The sequence below is a fragment of the Pauljensenia sp. 27098_8_83 genome, assembly GCF_041432695.1.
Lineage (GTDB): Bacteria > Actinomycetota > Actinomycetes > Actinomycetales > Actinomycetaceae > Pauljensenia.
The window spans coordinates 38,572-53,344 of sequence record NZ_JAPWAD010000001.1 but is presented as its reverse complement, the minus strand read 5'-3'; the positions used below and the strand labels follow the sequence as shown (position 1 = coordinate 53,344).

Here is a 14,773-nt window from a genome sequence, read left to right as displayed (position 1 = left end):
GATTGCATGACCCCGACTGCAGGCCCGACGCTCGGACCGTTGCATGCGCCTTCGCTCCGGGATCGTGACCGTGCGGAAGCCCGCGCGCGGCGTAACCCGCTCGTGTGGCTACGCGAGATTCTCGTGATTATCGTCGTTGCCCTCGTTATCTCCTCGCTCCTGCGTGCTTTCATCGTGCAGGTGTTCTGGATTCCCTCTCCGTCCATGCACAACACGCTCGTTGAGGATGACCGGATTGCTGTCTCGCGTATTGACGCGTTGACGTCGAATGTTCAGCGCGGAGACGTCATCGTTTTCGATGACACACTCGGCTGGCTCGGATCGTCGGAGACGACTGCGCCTTCTGTTTTGCGTCGGCTTGGCGAATTCACGGGCTTTGTCCCAGGCGGTGGCGAACAGACTCTCGTCAAGCGTGTGATTGGCGTTGGTGGAGACCACGTCACCTGCACGAGCGCGACCGGCAAGGTCAGCGTCAACGGGGTCGAACTGGATGAGACCTATGTTCCCGACGGCCAGGTCCCCTGTGGTGAACGCACCTTCGACGTAGTCGTTCCTGAGGGACACCTGTGGGTGATGGGTGATAACCGCTCCAATTCCGCAGACTCTCGCTATCACATGGGCTCTGGTCAGTCACCCTACGTGCCGGTCTCCTCGGTTGTGGGCACCGTCCAGGCCGTTATCTGGCCGACGTCTCGCTGGACGACCGACATCGCGCATCACGAGGTTTTTGCCTCCGTTCCTTCTGCGTCATGACAACCGCGTCCCGTGAGCTGGAGGTCTCCCTGGCCAGGCGCTGGGGTGTCGTCGCTGGCATGGACGAGGTGGGTCGCGGAGCCCTCGCTGGCCCTGTCGCTGTCGGCGTTGCGCTCATTGGCATTGATGCAGCACCCGTGCCCGAGGGGCTGACAGATTCCAAGGCACTCACGCCGCGCAGGCGCGAGGCGCTCGTTGAACCTGTGCGCTCGTGGGCACTCGCATCATCCGTCGGCTACGCGTCCGCGCAGGAGATCGATCAATGGGGCATCATTGCTGCGCTCCGGCTCGCCGGGCACCGCGCGCTTGCCGACGTCGCTGACCGGGGCCTCGTCCCCGGTGGCGTCCTCTTGGACGGGTCCCACAATTGGCTGTCGGCCCCGGATGACCTCTTCGGAGCGCTCGATGGTCCCGAGGATCCTTTCGGGCGTGAACTTCCCGTGCACATGCAGGTGAAGGCTGATGCTTCCTGCGCGGTTGTGGCCGCCGCTTCCGTTCTTGCGAAAGTTGCACGTGATCACCTGATGCAGGGGCTCGATGATCCCGGATACGGATGGGCCTCGAACAAGGGTTACGGTTCTGCCGCGCACGCACGCGCTATTGGTGAACTAGGCGTCTCGGATTATCACCGCCGCTCGTGGAAGATGCCGACGCAGGCCACAAAGTAGGGCGCGCCCGGGGTGGCACCACGCCGCCTGGGGCGCGGCCCGGCATGATGGGTGCGTGAGCGAAGAAATCGAAGGTTACGAAAACAATCTGGAGTTGGAACTCTTCAAGGAGTACCGCGATGTCATCGGATTGTTTAAGTACGTGGTTGAGACCGAGAGGCGTTTCTACCTGTGCAATCACGTTGATGTGCAGGCTCGCCCGGTCGGCGGGGATGTCTTCTTTGAATTGACGCTGAGCGATGCCTGGGTGTGGGACATCTACCGTTCGTCCCGTTTCGTGCGTTCGGTGCGCGTCGTCACGTACAAAGACGTGAATGTCGAGGAGCTTTCGAAGCCGGAGCTCGACATCCCCTAACCGTCGACGACGCCGAGGCGCGCAGTTATCCACAGGCCTTGTCGCACACCGTCCCCTATCCACAGGGGGCGGTTTTCGCGTTGTTGTGTCCTTCCTGCAGGGAGCACTGTGGGTGCGGAGGTGATCCGTGATGGGATGCAACATGCGGCCCGATCGTCGGGCGTTAGGCGCTGCGGGTGAACATACCGCCCGTTTGCTGCTGCAAGAGAAAGGTCTGCGCATTCTCGAATCGAACTGGCGGGACGGTCGCCGGGGAGAGCTTGACATTATTGCGCGAGACGATGCTGATCCACGGCGGTCGTGGACCGTGGTGGTGGAGGTACGCACGAGGGTGGGGCGCAGTCACGGAAGTGCGCTCGCATCGATCGATCCGCGTAAGGTGGCCAGGCTCCGCGCGCTGACAGGCGCGTGGTGTCGCGCTCATGGGCCTCTGTCCTCCCGCGTGCGCATTGATGTCGTTGCGATCACGGTGGACGCGAGGACGCTGAGCGCCTGGCCTGCGCCCATGGACGAGGCAGTGGACCTTCGCGCTCTGGGCGCGCAGGTGACCTGGTTGAGGGGTGTGCAATGAACGGGCCGGGTCTTGCTCGCACGTATTCGATGAGCGTCGTCGGCATCGAGGGACATCTGGTAGATGTGGAGACCTATGCGGGCGCTGGACTGGTGGCGTTTACGCTCGTGGGGTTGCTCGATACCTCGGTCCGTGAGGCACGTGATCGTGTGCGCGCGGCTTTCGAGTCATGCGGATTGGACGTGCTGGATCAAAGAATTACCGTCAACCTCTCTCCGGCTGGTATCCCGAAGTCGGGATCTGCTTTCGATCTGTCGATTGCAGCGTCCGTCGCGTTGGCCACCGGTCTTGTGTCTCCCGCCGCGTTTGAGGATGCGGTTCTCGTGGGAGAGCTTGCCCTCGATGGAAGCATTCAACCGGTTCGAGGGGTTTTGCCTGCCGTGCTGGCCGCGCGTTCTTTGGGTGTGCGACGGGTGATTGTGCCGACGGCGTGTGCCCAGGAAGCACGGTTGGTCAGTGGCATAGAGGTCCTTGACTTCTCCCATTTCGCCGACCTCGTCGCGTGGGCCGGGGGTGATGCTGTCAAGGCACCGTTCCATGGGCGGCTCGGGATACGCCGCGAGGTCGAGCAGGAGGCCGCTTCGCTGGCGCTCGACATGTCGGATGTGCGCGGACAACCGGAGGCGATTTCGGCGTTGGAAGTTGCCGCGGCCGGTGGACATCACGTGTTTCTCCTCGGTGAGCCCGGAGCGGGTAAAACGATGCTTGCCTCCCGACTTCCGACGATTCTTCCGGACCTGGATGCTGATACCGCGCTCGTGACGACGTCGTTGCATTCCGTTGCGGGGTTGCTTCCTACCGGCATGTCTCTTATGAAGCGGCCCCCGTTTCAGGCCCCGCACCATAGTGTGACGATGCCGGCGCTCATTGGGGGAGGAACCCGTACTCTCGTCCCCGGGGCTGCCTCCCTCGCTCACGGCGGGATTCTTTTTCTTGACGAGGCCGCGGAGTTTGCGCCCTCCGTGCTCGACTCGCTTCGCGAGCCGCTGGAATCCGGTGCGATTCACCTGCATCGCTCGGGGGTTCAAGCACGCTATCCGGCGTCGTTCCAGCTCGTGATGGCATCGAACCCGTGCCCGTGCGGCGGCGGAAGCGGCGGCCGTCGCTGCACGTGTTCATCCATCAATAGGAGGCGCTACCTGGCGCGCTTGTCGGGTCCGCTGCTCGACCGTATGGACATACGAATAGATGTGCACACGCCGAGCCGCGCGGATATGGCGGCGACCACGATGGTCGATTCCGAGTCCATTCGGCAGCGCGTCATCGAGGCACGTGCGAGGACGCGGAGGCGTCTTGAGGGGACTCCGTGGACGCTCAACGCGCAGCTTCCCGGGGCGTGGCTACGCCACCACTCGGGCATCGAGACATCGCTGATGAATGAACTCGATCGGCTTGTTGAATCGGGGCACTCCTCAATGCGAGGGGTGGACCGGATGCTGCGTCTGTCATGGACGCTTGCCGACCTTGATGGGGCGGCGCGCCCCACGTTTGACCACATCGTTGCAGCGCAGCAGCTGCGAAATGGAGCAGATCACTATGAATGAGACAGAACTATGGGAGGCCGCTTGGTGGTCGGCCGTTGCTGAGCCGGCCGACCCCTGCGCCCGGGTGGTCCGTCGCGCGTTGGGCGACCGCGGGGGTCGTGACTGGTTACAGAAAAGGTGGGTCGGCGTGCCGGAACAGCTCGTCGGGTACCCGAAGGTTGATTGGTTGACGCAGTGGGGCAGGTGGCGTGAGCGTGCCCTGGCCGTCGATATCGATGTCGAGCTCGAACGTGTCGCACGCACAGGTGGGGGATTTCTCATCCCCGGCGATCCTCGATGGCCGGAACAGCTTGTCTGTCTGGGCGAGGAGGAGCCGATGGGCCTGTGGTACCTGGGGGTGCTCCCCGAGGCTGCCCGTATGGGTGATTACCTGTCTGTCGTGGGCGCGCGTGCGTCCACCGGTGCGGGAAACCGCCATGCCCGCAACATGGCGGCATACGTCGCCTCTGCCGGGGTCACGGTTGTTTCCGGGGGCGCGATTGGGATTGATATTGAGGCCCATCGTGGGGCACTGTCCGCGCATGGGCGCACGATCTGCGTTCTTGCGGGTGGAGTATCCAATCCGTACCCGGCTGCTCACGGGAGCGACTTCCGAGCCATCGTCGAGGCGGGAGGCGCTCTCATCTCTGAGGTTGCTCCGACTGCCAGGCCCGCGAAGTGGCGTTTCCTCACCCGTAACAGGCTCATCGCGGCGTGGAGCGCGGCAACCGTCGTCGTCGAGGCCGGAGCGCGTTCGGGCGCCCTTGCGACGGCGCGCCGCGCGATGGAATACGGCCGGGAACTCGGCGCGGTACCCGGCCCGGTTGATGCACCGATGTCAGTCGGCTGCCTGGAACTGGCTCGCAACGGCGCGACGATTATTCGCGATGGTCGCGATGCCCTCGAACTAGTGCGTCCCGTCAGTGTCGAAGGGACGGAACCTCTCTTCGGAATGCCCATCGAAGAGGATAGGGGTATTGCTGCCCTGGAACCGATACAGCGCCGAGTGTGGGAAGCGCTTCCCGCACGTGCGCCGTCGTCGGTTGAAGCGATCTGCATTGCGGCGGGTCTCTCACGCGCGGAGGTCAGTCGCGCACTCATGGATCTGTCTGTCGCGGGCCTCGTGTCGGGATCGACGCGTGGCTGGGCGCGAGCAGGAGGAAGCAGATCGTAGGATAGCCACATGACACGCACTGCGGGGGAGCGCTGGGAAGAGTATTTGCGCCTCGGACGACGGATGAGTCCCCATACGATCAGCGCGTATCGCGCCGACCTGCGTTCGCTGATGGAGTTTGTGTCCCTCGAGGAGGAGGCGTCGCCCGAGCGGCTGCGTGAGGTGCTGACGCAACGCGCTATTCGCTCGTGGCTCGCTCAGACGCTTGCGGCGGGGGGCGCGCGGTCGACAATCGCGCGCCACACCGCTGCGGTTCGCAATTTCACTGCGTGGGCGCTGCGAGAAGGGATCCTCCTGCGTGACCCGGCTGCGCTGCTGTCCTCGCCGCGTGCCGATCAGCGCCTGCCTTCCCCCCTCGACGAATCGGACGCGCGGGTGCTCCTCAACACCGCTCGCGACGAAGCCAAGATGGGCGGGCCGTCGCAGGTACGTAATTGGGCGATCCTCGAGCTGACCTATGCCTGTGGCCTGCGAGTTTCCGAGGTCTGCGCCCTCGACATGTCGTCGTTGAACCGTGACGCACTCACCGTACGCGTCGTCGGTAAAGGAAATAAGGAGCGCGTGGTTCCGTATGGGCCTCCGGCAGGGCAAGCCCTCGATCACTGGCTCGTCCGAGGCCGGCCGCAGTTGGTGAGGGAGGGGAGCGGTAACGCCCTCTTCCTTGGAGAGAAGGGCGGTCGCATCGACCCGCGTGTTGTGCGTTCAATGGTGCACAAGATGGCTGCGCGCGCCGGTGTTCACGACATTGCACCCCATGGGCTGAGGCACTCGACGGCGACCCACCTCCTGCAGGGTGGGGCCGATCTGCGTGCCGTCCAGGAGATGCTCGGGCATTCGTCACTCTCGACCACGCAGCGCTATACCCACGTGGATACCGCGCGGCTGAGTGCGATTTACCAGCGGGCGCACCCGCGAGCGTAAGGGGCGAGGTGTCACCCGCTCAGCGTGCTCCGCCTGCACTTAGATGGACTCCGTGATGCCCCTACCCGGCCGTGGCCTCGTCCCAGGGGAGTAGATGCGGGCGCCCGATTGTCAGGCGGATTGGGTCGATGTAGGTACGTCGCCCTGTTTTAACGCCCCAGTGCAGCGTCTGCGAGTCTGCCTCAACGACGCCGATAACGTCCCCCTTCTCGACGTGATCGCCGACAGTGACGGTGGGAGTGACAGGTAGGTACGTCGACCAGACATCGCGGCCACGTACGCTGTGGTGAATCGAAATGACCCCACGGCCTGCGACTGGACCAGCGACGGTGACCGTCCCCGGTGCACAGGCGTAGACCGCGGATGGAGCTGGATAGCGCAACGTGACTCCCCGCCGCCCGGGCAACCAATCGTGAGCCGGCGGGGAGAACCCTTCGACAACCGGGACAGGCGCTCCCGTCGGCCACTGCCAACGGTCTTCCTGTGTCGTCCCAACGGCCTTGGGAGGATACGCCGCACACAACAGGGCGGTGATAACGACTGCAAGGCATGCCATGCGAGACCGGGCGCGATTACTGAACGACAACATCATGCCCCCAGTGTGTGAGTCCGCCTTCGCGAGATCCAGTCGTTTTATCACGGTTGTGGATAGCCGGAGGTCGCCACACATGCCTGTGGATGACACGCGAGGAGGGTCCGTTTCCACCCTCCTGCCTCGGCCTCGTCAACCGCACAACCAGTTAGGCAAGGTCTCATCACTCTAGGTGCGGTGAATTGACCGTACCTGAGGTAAGATGGCCAGGCACTTGCCATGTGCAGGTGACTTCGCGTGCCATTATCGCCGACCACGGGAAACCGCCAGGGAAGCGAGGCGCGGCGGCTTCGGTCCCTTCGGGGATGGTCGCCGGTCATGGCACCAGGGTGCGTTACGCGCACAGCAAACCGATAACCCGGGGGAAACCCCACTGATCACTCGCGACTTGCGGGGAAAGGACGAACCATGGCAATCGTTACCATGCGTCAGCTCCTCGAGTCCGGTGTCCACTTCGGTCACCAGACTCGCCGTTGGAACCCGAAGATGAAGCGCTTCATCCTCACCGAGCGCAACGGCATCTACATCATCGACCTGCAGCAGACCATTGCTGACATCGACATCGCTTTCGACTTCGTGAAGCAGACCGTCGCCCACGGTGGCACCCTGCTCTTCGTCGGCACCAAGAAGCAGGCCCAGGAAGCCGTGGCCGAGCAGGCCCAGCGCGTCGGCATGCCCTACGTGAACCACCGTTGGCTCGGCGGCATGCTCACCAACTTCTCGACCGTTGCCACCCGTCTGCAGCGCCTGAAGGAACTCGAGCAGATCGACTTCGACGATGTGGCCGCCTCCGGTCACACCAAGAAGGAACTGCTCATGATGCGCCGTGAGAAGGACAAGCTTTCGCGCACGCTCGGTGGCATCCGTGACATGGCCAAGGTTCCCTCGGCCGTGTGGATCGTCGACCCCAAGAAGGAGCACCTCGCGGTCTCCGAGGCTCGTAAGCTGCACATCCCGATCGTTGCCATCCTCGACACCAACGCTGATCCGGACGAGGTCGACTACCGCATCCCCGGCAACGACGACGCCATCCGCGCCGTCTCCCTGCTGACCCGCGTGATCGCCGACGCCGTCGCCGAGGGCCTCATCGCCCGCTCCGATGTCCGTAAGGGCAAGGGCGAAGAGACCGCCGCTGAGCCGCTGGCCGAGTGGGAGCGCGAGCTCCTCGAGGGCGAGATTCAGGCTGACGAAGCTGCCGCCGCCGAGGTTGCCGAAGAGTCGGCCACCAAGCAGGACTGAACTTTTTACTGAGAGGAATCATCCGATGGCGAATTTCACCGCTGCAGATGTGAAGGCGCTGCGTGAGCAGACCGGCGCCGGCATGATGGATGTTAAGAAGGCTCTGACCGAGGCCAACGGCGACGCCGAGAAGGCTCTCGAGATTATCCGCCTGAAGGGCCTGAAGTCCCTGTCCAAGCGCGAGGGCCGCCAGGCCTCCGCGGGCCTGCTGGCCGCTCAGACCGACGGTACCGTCGGCGTGCTGGTCGAGGTCAACTCGGAGACCGACTTCGTCGCCAAGAACCAGAAGTTCATCGACTTCTCCAACGAGGTCCTGGCTGCCGCCGTTGCGTCCGGCGCTGCCGACCTGGACGCGCTGCTCGCCGCCCCCATGGGCGAGGGCACCGTCAAGGATCGTCTGGATGCTTTCGCCGCCATCATCGGCGAGAAGCTCCAGGTTGGTCGCATCGTGCGCGTCGAGGGCGAGAACGTCGACCTCTACCTGCACCAGACCAACCCTGACCTGCCCCCGCAGGTTGGCGTCTTCGTCGTCACCGATGCCGCCGGCAAGTCCGTTGCCCACGACATCGCGATGCACGTTGCTGCTTACATGCCCGCCTACCTCGATCGCGATTCGGTACCGGCCGACGTGCTCGACAAGGAGCGCGCCACCCTCGAGAAGATCACGCTCGAGGAAGGCAAGCCCGCCAACATCGTTCCTAAGATCGTTGAGGGTCGCCTGAACGCGTTCTTCAAGGACAACTGCCTCGTTGACCAGGCCTTCGCCCGTGACCCCTCGAAGTCCGTCGGCCAGGTCCTCAAGGAGGCCGGCGCCAAGGTCACCAACTTCGTGCGCGTGCACGTGGGTGCCTGATCTGGTGACGTCGTCAGCTTGCTGACAGTTGGGAGCGGTCCCGCCGAACGGCGGGGCCGCTTTCCTTTTACCAGGTACTATGGTTCCTAAGCGTTCCGCCCTCTCAGGGCCGTCATAAAGGAGAAGCGTCATGTCGACGAACCGCCGCGTTTTGCTCAAGCTTTCAGGAGAGGCCTTCGGAGGTGGATCGATTGGTTTGGATCCGAAGGTCGTCCGAAACATCGCTGAGCAGGTTGCGACGGCAGTGCGTAATGGCGTGCAGGTCGCGATCGTCGTGGGCGGCGGTAACTTCTTCCGCGGTGCGCAGCTGGCCCGCGAGGGCCTTGAGCGTTCGCGTGCAGATTACATGGGCATGCTCGGCACAGTGATGAACGCCCTGGCACTTCAGGACTTTATCGACCAGTCGGGTATTCCGGCTCGCGTGCAGACGGCGATCACGATGGCTCAGGTCGCTGAGCCGTACCTCCCGTTGCGAGCGATTCGTCACCTGGAGAAGGGACGCGTCGTTGTCTTCGGTGCCGGTGCGGGCCTGCCGTATTTCTCGACTGACACCGTGTCCGCGCAGCGAGCCCTGGAGATCCACTGCGATGAACTCCTCGTCGCGAAGAACGGTGTGGACGGCGTCTATGACGATGATCCGAACAAGAACCCCGATGCCCATCGCTTCGACACGCTGACGTATTCGGAGGCTCTCCGCCGCGACCTGAAGGTGATTGATGGCTCTGCGCTGGCACTGTGCCGCGAGAATGGGCTGACGACGCGTATCTTCGGCATGGGCGAGGATGGTGCGGTGACCCGCGCGCTGATGGGCGATGAAATCGGTACGCTAGTGACGGCGTGATATAACCTTCACAGACCACTGACTTAAAGGAGCACATAGTGATCGACGATATTCTCCTCGAAGCCGAGGAAAAGATGGACAAGGCCGTGGATGCGGCCAGCCACGAGTTTGCGAACATTCGCACCGGACGCGCGACGTCCTCGATGTTCGAACAGCTCCTGGTTGACTACTACGGCGCCCCCACGCCGATGCAGCAGCTCGCTAGCTTCCAGATTCCCGAGGCTCGCACGGTTCTGATTTCTCCCTTCGACCGTACCGCGACGCAGGAAATCATCCGTACGCTGCGTGAGTCCGACCTCGGCGTGAACCCGACCGACGACGGCAACGTCGTGCGCGTTGTCCTGCCCGCTCTGACGGAGGAGCGGCGCAAGGAGTACGTCAAGCAGGCCAAGAGCAAGGCCGAGGACGGTCGTGTGTCCGTCCGCGGTGTACGCCGCAAGGCGAAGGACCAGCTCGACCGCCTGAAGAAGGACGGCGAGGCCTCTGAGGATGACGTTGAGCGCGCGGAAAAGTCGCTGGATGCAACGACCAAGGCACACACGGAGCTGATCGATAAGATGCTTGCCGCGAAGGAAAGCGAACTGCTGACGATCTGATGGCGTCAACTGATCGTTCGTTCCTCGCCCGCGTCTTTTCCCCGGGGCCTACTCGTGAGAACCATCCCGCGAGTGGGCCGACGGGGAAGGCCGGGCGCAACCTTCCGCAGGCAATCACGACTGCGGTCGTGCTGATCGCCGCTGTCGCAGTCCCGCTCTTCACCTCGCTTCCCGCATTCGTTGGTGTTATCGCCTTCGTGTGTCTTATCGGTATTTGGGAGCTTGCCGGCGCGTTTGCGCGCATGGGCATTACGTTGACTGTCACACCGCTGTATGTCGGCGCGATCGGCATGGTGACGTGTGCGTGGTGGCTGGGCACTGAGGGCATGCTGTTCGCCCTGTACATTACGGTCTTCGTGTGTGCTGCGTGGCGTCTCCTTGATCATCGACAGAAATCGCGGATGAGCGACGTCGTGTCCTCGACGTTTGCTGCTGTGTACGTTCCGTTCCTGGCCTCGTTTGTCGTTCTCATGCTCGCCGCATGGCATAACCCGTGGGTGTTCGTTGTCTTCGAGCTCATGGTGATCGCCAACGACACGGGAGGTTGGGCGGCTGGCGTCATGTTTGGCAAGCATCCGATGGCACCCGCACTGTCGCCGAAAAAGTCGTGGGAGGGCTTTGCTGGATCCGCGCTCACCGCGATGGCGGTAGGCTCGGTCGGACTGTGGCTGCTTGGTGCCTCGTGGTGGTGGGGCCTGATTGCCGGTATCGCCATCGCCTTCGTGGGAACGATGGGCGACTTGACTGAGTCTCTCGTCAAGCGTGAGGCCGGCCTGAAAGACATGTCGCAGATCCTGCCCGGGCACGGAGGTGTTCTCGACCGAGTGGACGCTCTGCTGATGAGCGCGCCGGTTGCCTACTTTATTTTCGCGTGGGCACTGCCGGGTATTTCTTGGGAGTCTACCCATTGAGCCAAGTAACGAAGCAGCCCCACGGGGCGCATGAACGTACGCAGAAAGCACAGGGGCCGGCGGATCCTACGCGTCGCAGCTCACGGCGTGAGGTGCGGCCGACAGACCAGCCGCCGGAGGGTGCCACACACAAGGATGCCAAGCCCGTCCTGTCGTTCACGGCGAAGCGACGTGGAAAGGCACCGGCGCACCTCGCCGATCTTGATGCGGCTGGCCGTAAGCAGGTCCTGAAGGACCTCGGGCTCCCCGCTTTTCGCGCTGATCAGCTTTCGCGTCACTATTTCACGCACTTTGAGGCCGATCCCGCGAAGATGAGCGATATTCCCGTGGGGATGCGCGATGCGGTGTTGGAAGCACTGTTGCCCCCACTCGTGACGAAGGTGGTCTCCCTGGAGGCTGACGGTGGGCGCACGATCAAGGACCTGTGGTGTCTCTACGACGGCGCGCAGGTGGAATCCGTTCTCATGCGTTATCCGCAGCGCACCACGCTGTGTGTCTCCTCGCAGGCGGGATGCGGCATGGCGTGCCCGTTCTGTGCGACGGGGCAGATGGGCCTCACTCGTAATCTCTCGACGGCCGAGATCGTCGATCAGGTGCGCGAAGCCCAGGCCTCGTGCCGCGACGGCAAGCTAGCGGGTGGACCGACCCACCTGTCGAACGTGGTCTTTATGGGTATGGGTGAGCCTCTGGCGAACTACAAGACCGTGATCGGTGCCCTGCATCGTCTCATCGACCCGGCCCCCGAAGGTTTTGGCATGAGTGCCCGCAATATCACGGTCTCCACGGTCGGCCTCGTGCCTGCGATTAAGAAGCTCGCGGGGGAGGGGATGCCCGTTACCCTCGCGGTGTCCCTTCATGCTCCCGATGACGACCTGCGCGACGAGCTGATTCCGATTAACTCGCGTTGGAAGGTTGGCGAGCTTCTGGACGCTGCGCGGGGCTACTTCTTGGCGACCGGGCGTCGCGTGTCGATCGAGTATGCGCTCATCAAGGACATGAACGACCAGGAATGGCGCGCACAGCTCCTCGCCGATGAGCTCAATAAACGAGGCCATGGCTGGGTGCACGTCAACCCGATCCCCCTGAACCCAACCCCGGGCTCGATTTGGACGGCGTCCACGAAGCACGCCCAGGATACGTTCGTTGAGCGCCTGCGCGACAACGGTATCGCGACCTCTATTCGCGATACGCGCGGTTCCGATATTGATGGTGCGTGTGGCCAGTTGGCCACGGCGGTTGCCGAGGGGCGGAGGCCCGGCGGTGAGGAGCGAGCATGATCACGACCGATTTTTCGCGTACGTTTTTGCGCGAGGGCTACGACATGAGTGAGGTGCGAGCGTTCCTCGCCGATGTGGAGCGCACGATCAAGGGGCAGGTGAGCGAGGCGGATCAGATCGTGACCGCTCAAAAGGCTGAGGAGATCGAGTTTTCCGTTAAGTTCCGCGGTTTCAACATGGACCAGGTGGACGCCGAGATAGAACGCTTAATCGGCGTGTTGAGGGGGCTTGATCGCGAACGCGAGTGGGCGGCACAGCATGAGGATGAGGTCGGCGAGGGAGCGGCGGACGTTCGCGCCGACGAGCCCGCCCCGGCCTCGTCGACCGAAGCGCGCAGTGCCCCCGAAGCGCGCAGTGCCCCCGAAGCGCCCGTGGTTCCTCCCGCAGCTTCACAGGTGCTCACCTCCGATATCCGGCCGATCACCCCAGAGACGCCCCGAGCAGATTCTGGCGACGTGGCGGTGTCCCCGCAGCCGACCGAAGCGCAGGTCGCCCACGTGTGGGACGTTGACGCGACACAGGCGGCCACCGATAGCTTCGGCGTTGAGCGCATAGTCGATCACCACGCAGCCGATCCGCCCATCCAGACGGTCGTGGACCAGGTGGCCCCCGAGTTTGGCACCCAGGAGGCCGTCGATGAGATTCTTCGTTCCATGACTCAGAGTATAAGGAGCAATGATGACTGAGTTCCCTAGGGTTGGTCTCTTCTCGAAGGGCTACGACTGCGAGCAAGTCGATGCTTTCTTCGAGGATGCCCGACGTGCATACGAGGGCGCTGTTCCCCCGGAGCAGTTCAGCGCGGAGCAGGTTCGTCTGGCGACCTTTGAGCTCAAGAGCCGCGGCTACAACATCGAAGCTGTCGATGGGGCGATGAATCGTCTGGAAGCCGCGTTCGTCAACCGTGACCGTGCCGACTCGGTGGCTGCTGAAGGTGAAGCGGCGTGGTATGACCGCGTGGCGGATCGTGCGACGACGCTGTACCCCCGCCTGCAGCGTCCGCGCGGCGAGCGTTTCTCGCACCCGACGTCGGGCCGTGGGTACGCCTGCGAGGAGGTCGATGACCTCCTTGATCGTCTCGCCGCCTACTTTGACGAGGCCGGTGAGCTGACCGCTGATGAGATTCGTACTGCGACTTTCCGGCCGAAGCGCGGCAAGAAAGCGTACGCGGAGGGACCGGTGGATGCCTACCTCGGGCGTGCTGTCGAGATCCTGCTCGCGGTCGACTGATGCTGGGGAGCGTGAAGCGTAGCGGTGGTGTTGTTCCCGTTATCCTTTTGGGATCGACGGGGTCGATCGGCACCCAGGCTCGAGAGGTTATTGACGCGCATCCGGGGCGTTTTCGCGTCGTCGGTGTGAGCGCCGGTGGCTCGTCGATTGATGTCCTCGCCGAGCAGATCGTTGCACTTGCCCCCGCGTTTGTGGGTGTTGCACGCGACGTGCGCGAGGAGCTCGACGCCGCTGTGCGCGCCCTGGGTGGCCAGTGCCCACAGGTGTTCGTGGGCGAGCAGGCGTCGGTCGATGTCGTTCGCGCGTCGGTGGAGCGGGCGCGGGAGGACTATCCAGGCCTCGTTCCCGTCGTCCTGAACGGAATCACCGGCGGCGTGGGCCTGTCGTCGACCCTTGCAGCGTTGGAAAGCGGGGCACGCCTGGCGCTGGCGAATAAGGAATCGCTGGTTGTTGGTGGCACCCTCGTGAAGAACGCGATGCGTTTTCCGGGGCAGATTGTCCCGGTGGATTCCGAACATTCTGCGATTGCGCAGGCACTCGCGTCGGGCGTCCACGAGCGTGGCCTAACCTCTCCGGTTGTGTCGGGCCGTTCCGAGGTCGCTGACCTGGTTCTCACCGCCTCCGGTGGTCCGTTCCGTGGGCGCACGCGCGAGCAGTTGCGTGGTGTGAGGGCGCAGCAGGCTCTCGCGCACCCGACGTGGCAGATGGGTCCCGTCGTGACGATCAACTCCTCGACCCTGATCAATAAGGGCCTGGAACTGATCGAGGCGCACTTGCTCTTCGACGTGGCGCCTGAGCACATCATCGCGACCGTTCATCCGCAGTCCATTGTGCACTCGATGGTGACGTGGTGCGACGGAGCAACGACGCTGCAGGCCTCGCCTCCAGATATGCGTCTGCCGATCGCGCTCGGCCTGACCTGGCCTGAGCGTCTGGCGGGCGTGGAGAGTCCCCTGACGTGGGCGGCGGCGTCGCAGTGGACGTTTGAGCCGGTCGACAATGAGACGTTCCCGGCGGTGGACCTGGCGCGCTTTGCCGTCGGCGAGTCTGCGACGCATCCCGCGGTGTTGAATGCTGCCAACGAAGTGCTGGTTGATGCTTTTATTGCGGGGGAGGTCCCGTGGCTCGCGATTGTTGACACTGTGTCGGCGGTCGTGCACGAGCACGAGGGTATTGTGGATCCCTCGTTGGATGACATTGTGGCCGCGCAGCGCTGGGCTGATCAGCGCGCACGCGAACTCGTTCGCGCAGGCCAGTGGAAGGATATGTGAG

General features: G+C 63.5%; 17 protein-coding genes. 16 read left to right on the top strand and 1 reads right to left on the bottom strand.

Going from position 1 to position 14,773, the window contains the following annotated elements:
* Positions 1–6 precede the first annotated feature (6 nt).
* The 7 genes from lepB to O3656_RS00225 all read left to right on the top strand — a co-directional run bounded on the left by lepB (position 7) and on the right by O3656_RS00225 (position 5,965).
* A complete protein-coding gene (lepB, locus tag O3656_RS00255) occupies positions 7–753 on the top strand; it encodes a signal peptidase I (RefSeq protein WP_500062083.1) in 747 nt (248 codons plus the stop codon).
* Positions 750–1,421, top strand: coding sequence for a ribonuclease HII (gene rnhB / locus O3656_RS00250; RefSeq protein WP_500062082.1), 672 nt, complete (start codon positions 750–752; stop codon positions 1,419–1,421). Before lepB ends, rnhB begins: the two co-directional genes overlap by 4 nt.
* Positions 1,422–1,476: 55 nt before the next feature.
* Complete coding sequence (locus O3656_RS00245; RefSeq protein WP_500062081.1) at positions 1,477–1,776, top strand: DUF2469 domain-containing protein; 300 nt, start codon at positions 1,477–1,479, stop codon at positions 1,774–1,776.
* 130 nt (positions 1,777–1,906) lie between these two features.
* On the top strand, positions 1,907–2,347 hold the full coding sequence (locus tag O3656_RS00240) for a YraN family protein (protein ID WP_500062080.1): 441 nt from the start codon (positions 1,907–1,909) through the stop codon (positions 2,345–2,347).
* Complete coding sequence (locus tag O3656_RS00235) at positions 2,344–3,891, top strand: YifB family Mg chelatase-like AAA ATPase (RefSeq protein WP_500062079.1); 1,548 nt, start codon at positions 2,344–2,346, stop codon at positions 3,889–3,891. Before O3656_RS00240 ends, O3656_RS00235 begins: the two co-directional genes overlap by 4 nt.
* The gene (gene dprA, locus O3656_RS00230) at positions 3,884–5,044 is read left to right on the top strand and encodes a DNA-processing protein DprA (protein WP_500062078.1); all 1,161 of its coding nucleotides are present in this window, start codon (positions 3,884–3,886) and stop codon (positions 5,042–5,044) included. The genes O3656_RS00235 and dprA overlap by 8 nt, the downstream gene beginning before the upstream one ends.
* A gap of 9 nt (positions 5,045–5,053) precedes the next feature.
* Positions 5,054–5,965, top strand: a complete 912-nt coding sequence (locus O3656_RS00225; RefSeq protein ID WP_500062077.1) for a tyrosine recombinase XerC — start codon at positions 5,054–5,056, stop codon at positions 5,963–5,965.
* Between the two features lie 61 nt (positions 5,966–6,026).
* Here the strand turns inward: O3656_RS00225 and O3656_RS00220 are convergent, their stop codons facing one another.
* Positions 6,027–6,521, bottom strand: a complete 495-nt coding sequence (locus O3656_RS00220) for a peptidoglycan DD-metalloendopeptidase family protein (protein WP_500062076.1) — start codon at positions 6,519–6,521, stop codon at positions 6,027–6,029.
* A gap of 444 nt (positions 6,522–6,965) precedes the next feature.
* Here O3656_RS00220 and rpsB point away from each other — a divergent pair, with 444 nt between their 5' ends.
* From rpsB to dxr, 9 genes are all read left to right on the top strand, one after another.
* Complete coding sequence (gene rpsB / locus O3656_RS00215; RefSeq protein ID WP_500062075.1) at positions 6,966–7,796, top strand: 30S ribosomal protein S2; 831 nt, start codon at positions 6,966–6,968, stop codon at positions 7,794–7,796.
* Between the two features lie 25 nt (positions 7,797–7,821).
* Positions 7,822–8,649 (top strand): translation elongation factor Ts, encoded by an 828-nt coding sequence (gene tsf, locus O3656_RS00210; protein WP_500062074.1) that lies wholly within the window; start codon positions 7,822–7,824, stop codon positions 8,647–8,649.
* 130 nt (positions 8,650–8,779) lie between these two features.
* The gene (gene pyrH, locus O3656_RS00205; RefSeq protein ID WP_500062073.1) at positions 8,780–9,490 is read left to right on the top strand and encodes a UMP kinase; all 711 of its coding nucleotides are present in this window, start codon (positions 8,780–8,782) and stop codon (positions 9,488–9,490) included.
* Positions 9,491–9,528: 38 nt separating this feature from the next.
* Positions 9,529–10,086 carry a ribosome recycling factor gene (frr, locus tag O3656_RS00200; protein WP_500062072.1) on the top strand — a complete coding sequence of 186 codons (558 nt, stop codon included), beginning with the start codon at positions 9,529–9,531 and terminating at the stop codon, positions 10,084–10,086.
* Positions 10,086–10,997 carry a phosphatidate cytidylyltransferase gene (locus tag O3656_RS00195; protein ID WP_500062071.1) on the top strand — a complete coding sequence of 304 codons (912 nt, stop codon included), beginning with the start codon at positions 10,086–10,088 and terminating at the stop codon, positions 10,995–10,997. The genes frr and O3656_RS00195 overlap by 1 nt, the downstream gene beginning before the upstream one ends.
* 92 nt (positions 10,998–11,089) lie before the next feature.
* The gene (gene rlmN, locus O3656_RS00190; protein ID WP_500062070.1) at positions 11,090–12,274 is read left to right on the top strand and encodes a dual-specificity RNA methyltransferase RlmN; all 1,185 of its coding nucleotides are present in this window, start codon (positions 11,090–11,092) and stop codon (positions 12,272–12,274) included.
* Complete coding sequence (locus tag O3656_RS00185) at positions 12,271–12,960, top strand: DivIVA domain-containing protein (RefSeq protein ID WP_500062069.1); 690 nt, start codon at positions 12,271–12,273, stop codon at positions 12,958–12,960. Before rlmN ends, O3656_RS00185 begins: the two co-directional genes overlap by 4 nt.
* The gene (locus O3656_RS00180; protein WP_500062068.1) at positions 12,953–13,501 is read left to right on the top strand and encodes a DivIVA domain-containing protein; all 549 of its coding nucleotides are present in this window, start codon (positions 12,953–12,955) and stop codon (positions 13,499–13,501) included. The genes O3656_RS00185 and O3656_RS00180 overlap by 8 nt, the downstream gene beginning before the upstream one ends.
* On the top strand, positions 13,501–14,772 hold the full coding sequence (gene dxr / locus O3656_RS00175) for a 1-deoxy-D-xylulose-5-phosphate reductoisomerase (RefSeq protein WP_500062067.1): 1,272 nt from the start codon (positions 13,501–13,503) through the stop codon (positions 14,770–14,772). The genes O3656_RS00180 and dxr overlap by 1 nt, the downstream gene beginning before the upstream one ends.
* Position 14,773: the final 1 nt, after the last annotated feature.

Bases quoted from the DNA above. Each gene is read 5' to 3' on its own strand.
- lepB (WP_500062083.1), top strand. From the start codon at position 7: ATGACCCCGACTGCAGGCCCGACGCTCGGACCGTTGCATGCGCCTTCG.
- rnhB (WP_500062082.1), top strand. From the start codon at position 750: ATGACAACCGCGTCCCGTGAGCTGGAGGTCTCCCTGGCCAGGCGCTGG.
- O3656_RS00240 (WP_500062080.1), top strand. From the start codon at position 1,907: ATGGGATGCAACATGCGGCCCGATCGTCGGGCGTTAGGCGCTGCGGGT.
- O3656_RS00235 (WP_500062079.1), top strand. From the start codon at position 2,344: ATGAACGGGCCGGGTCTTGCTCGCACGTATTCGATGAGCGTCGTCGGC.
- dprA (WP_500062078.1), top strand. From the start codon at position 3,884: ATGAATGAGACAGAACTATGGGAGGCCGCTTGGTGGTCGGCCGTTGCT.
- O3656_RS00225 (WP_500062077.1), top strand. From the start codon at position 5,054: ATGACACGCACTGCGGGGGAGCGCTGGGAAGAGTATTTGCGCCTCGGA.
- O3656_RS00220 (WP_500062076.1), bottom strand. From the start codon at position 6,521: ATGGCATGCCTTGCAGTCGTTATCACCGCCCTGTTGTGTGCGGCGTAT.
- rpsB (WP_500062075.1), top strand. From the start codon at position 6,966: ATGGCAATCGTTACCATGCGTCAGCTCCTCGAGTCCGGTGTCCACTTC.
- tsf (WP_500062074.1), top strand. From the start codon at position 7,822: ATGGCGAATTTCACCGCTGCAGATGTGAAGGCGCTGCGTGAGCAGACC.
- pyrH (WP_500062073.1), top strand. From the start codon at position 8,780: ATGTCGACGAACCGCCGCGTTTTGCTCAAGCTTTCAGGAGAGGCCTTC.
- O3656_RS00195 (WP_500062071.1), top strand. From the start codon at position 10,086: ATGGCGTCAACTGATCGTTCGTTCCTCGCCCGCGTCTTTTCCCCGGGG.
- O3656_RS00185 (WP_500062069.1), top strand. From the start codon at position 12,271: ATGATCACGACCGATTTTTCGCGTACGTTTTTGCGCGAGGGCTACGAC.
- O3656_RS00180 (WP_500062068.1), top strand. From the start codon at position 12,953: ATGACTGAGTTCCCTAGGGTTGGTCTCTTCTCGAAGGGCTACGACTGC.
- dxr (WP_500062067.1), top strand. From the start codon at position 13,501: ATGCTGGGGAGCGTGAAGCGTAGCGGTGGTGTTGTTCCCGTTATCCTT.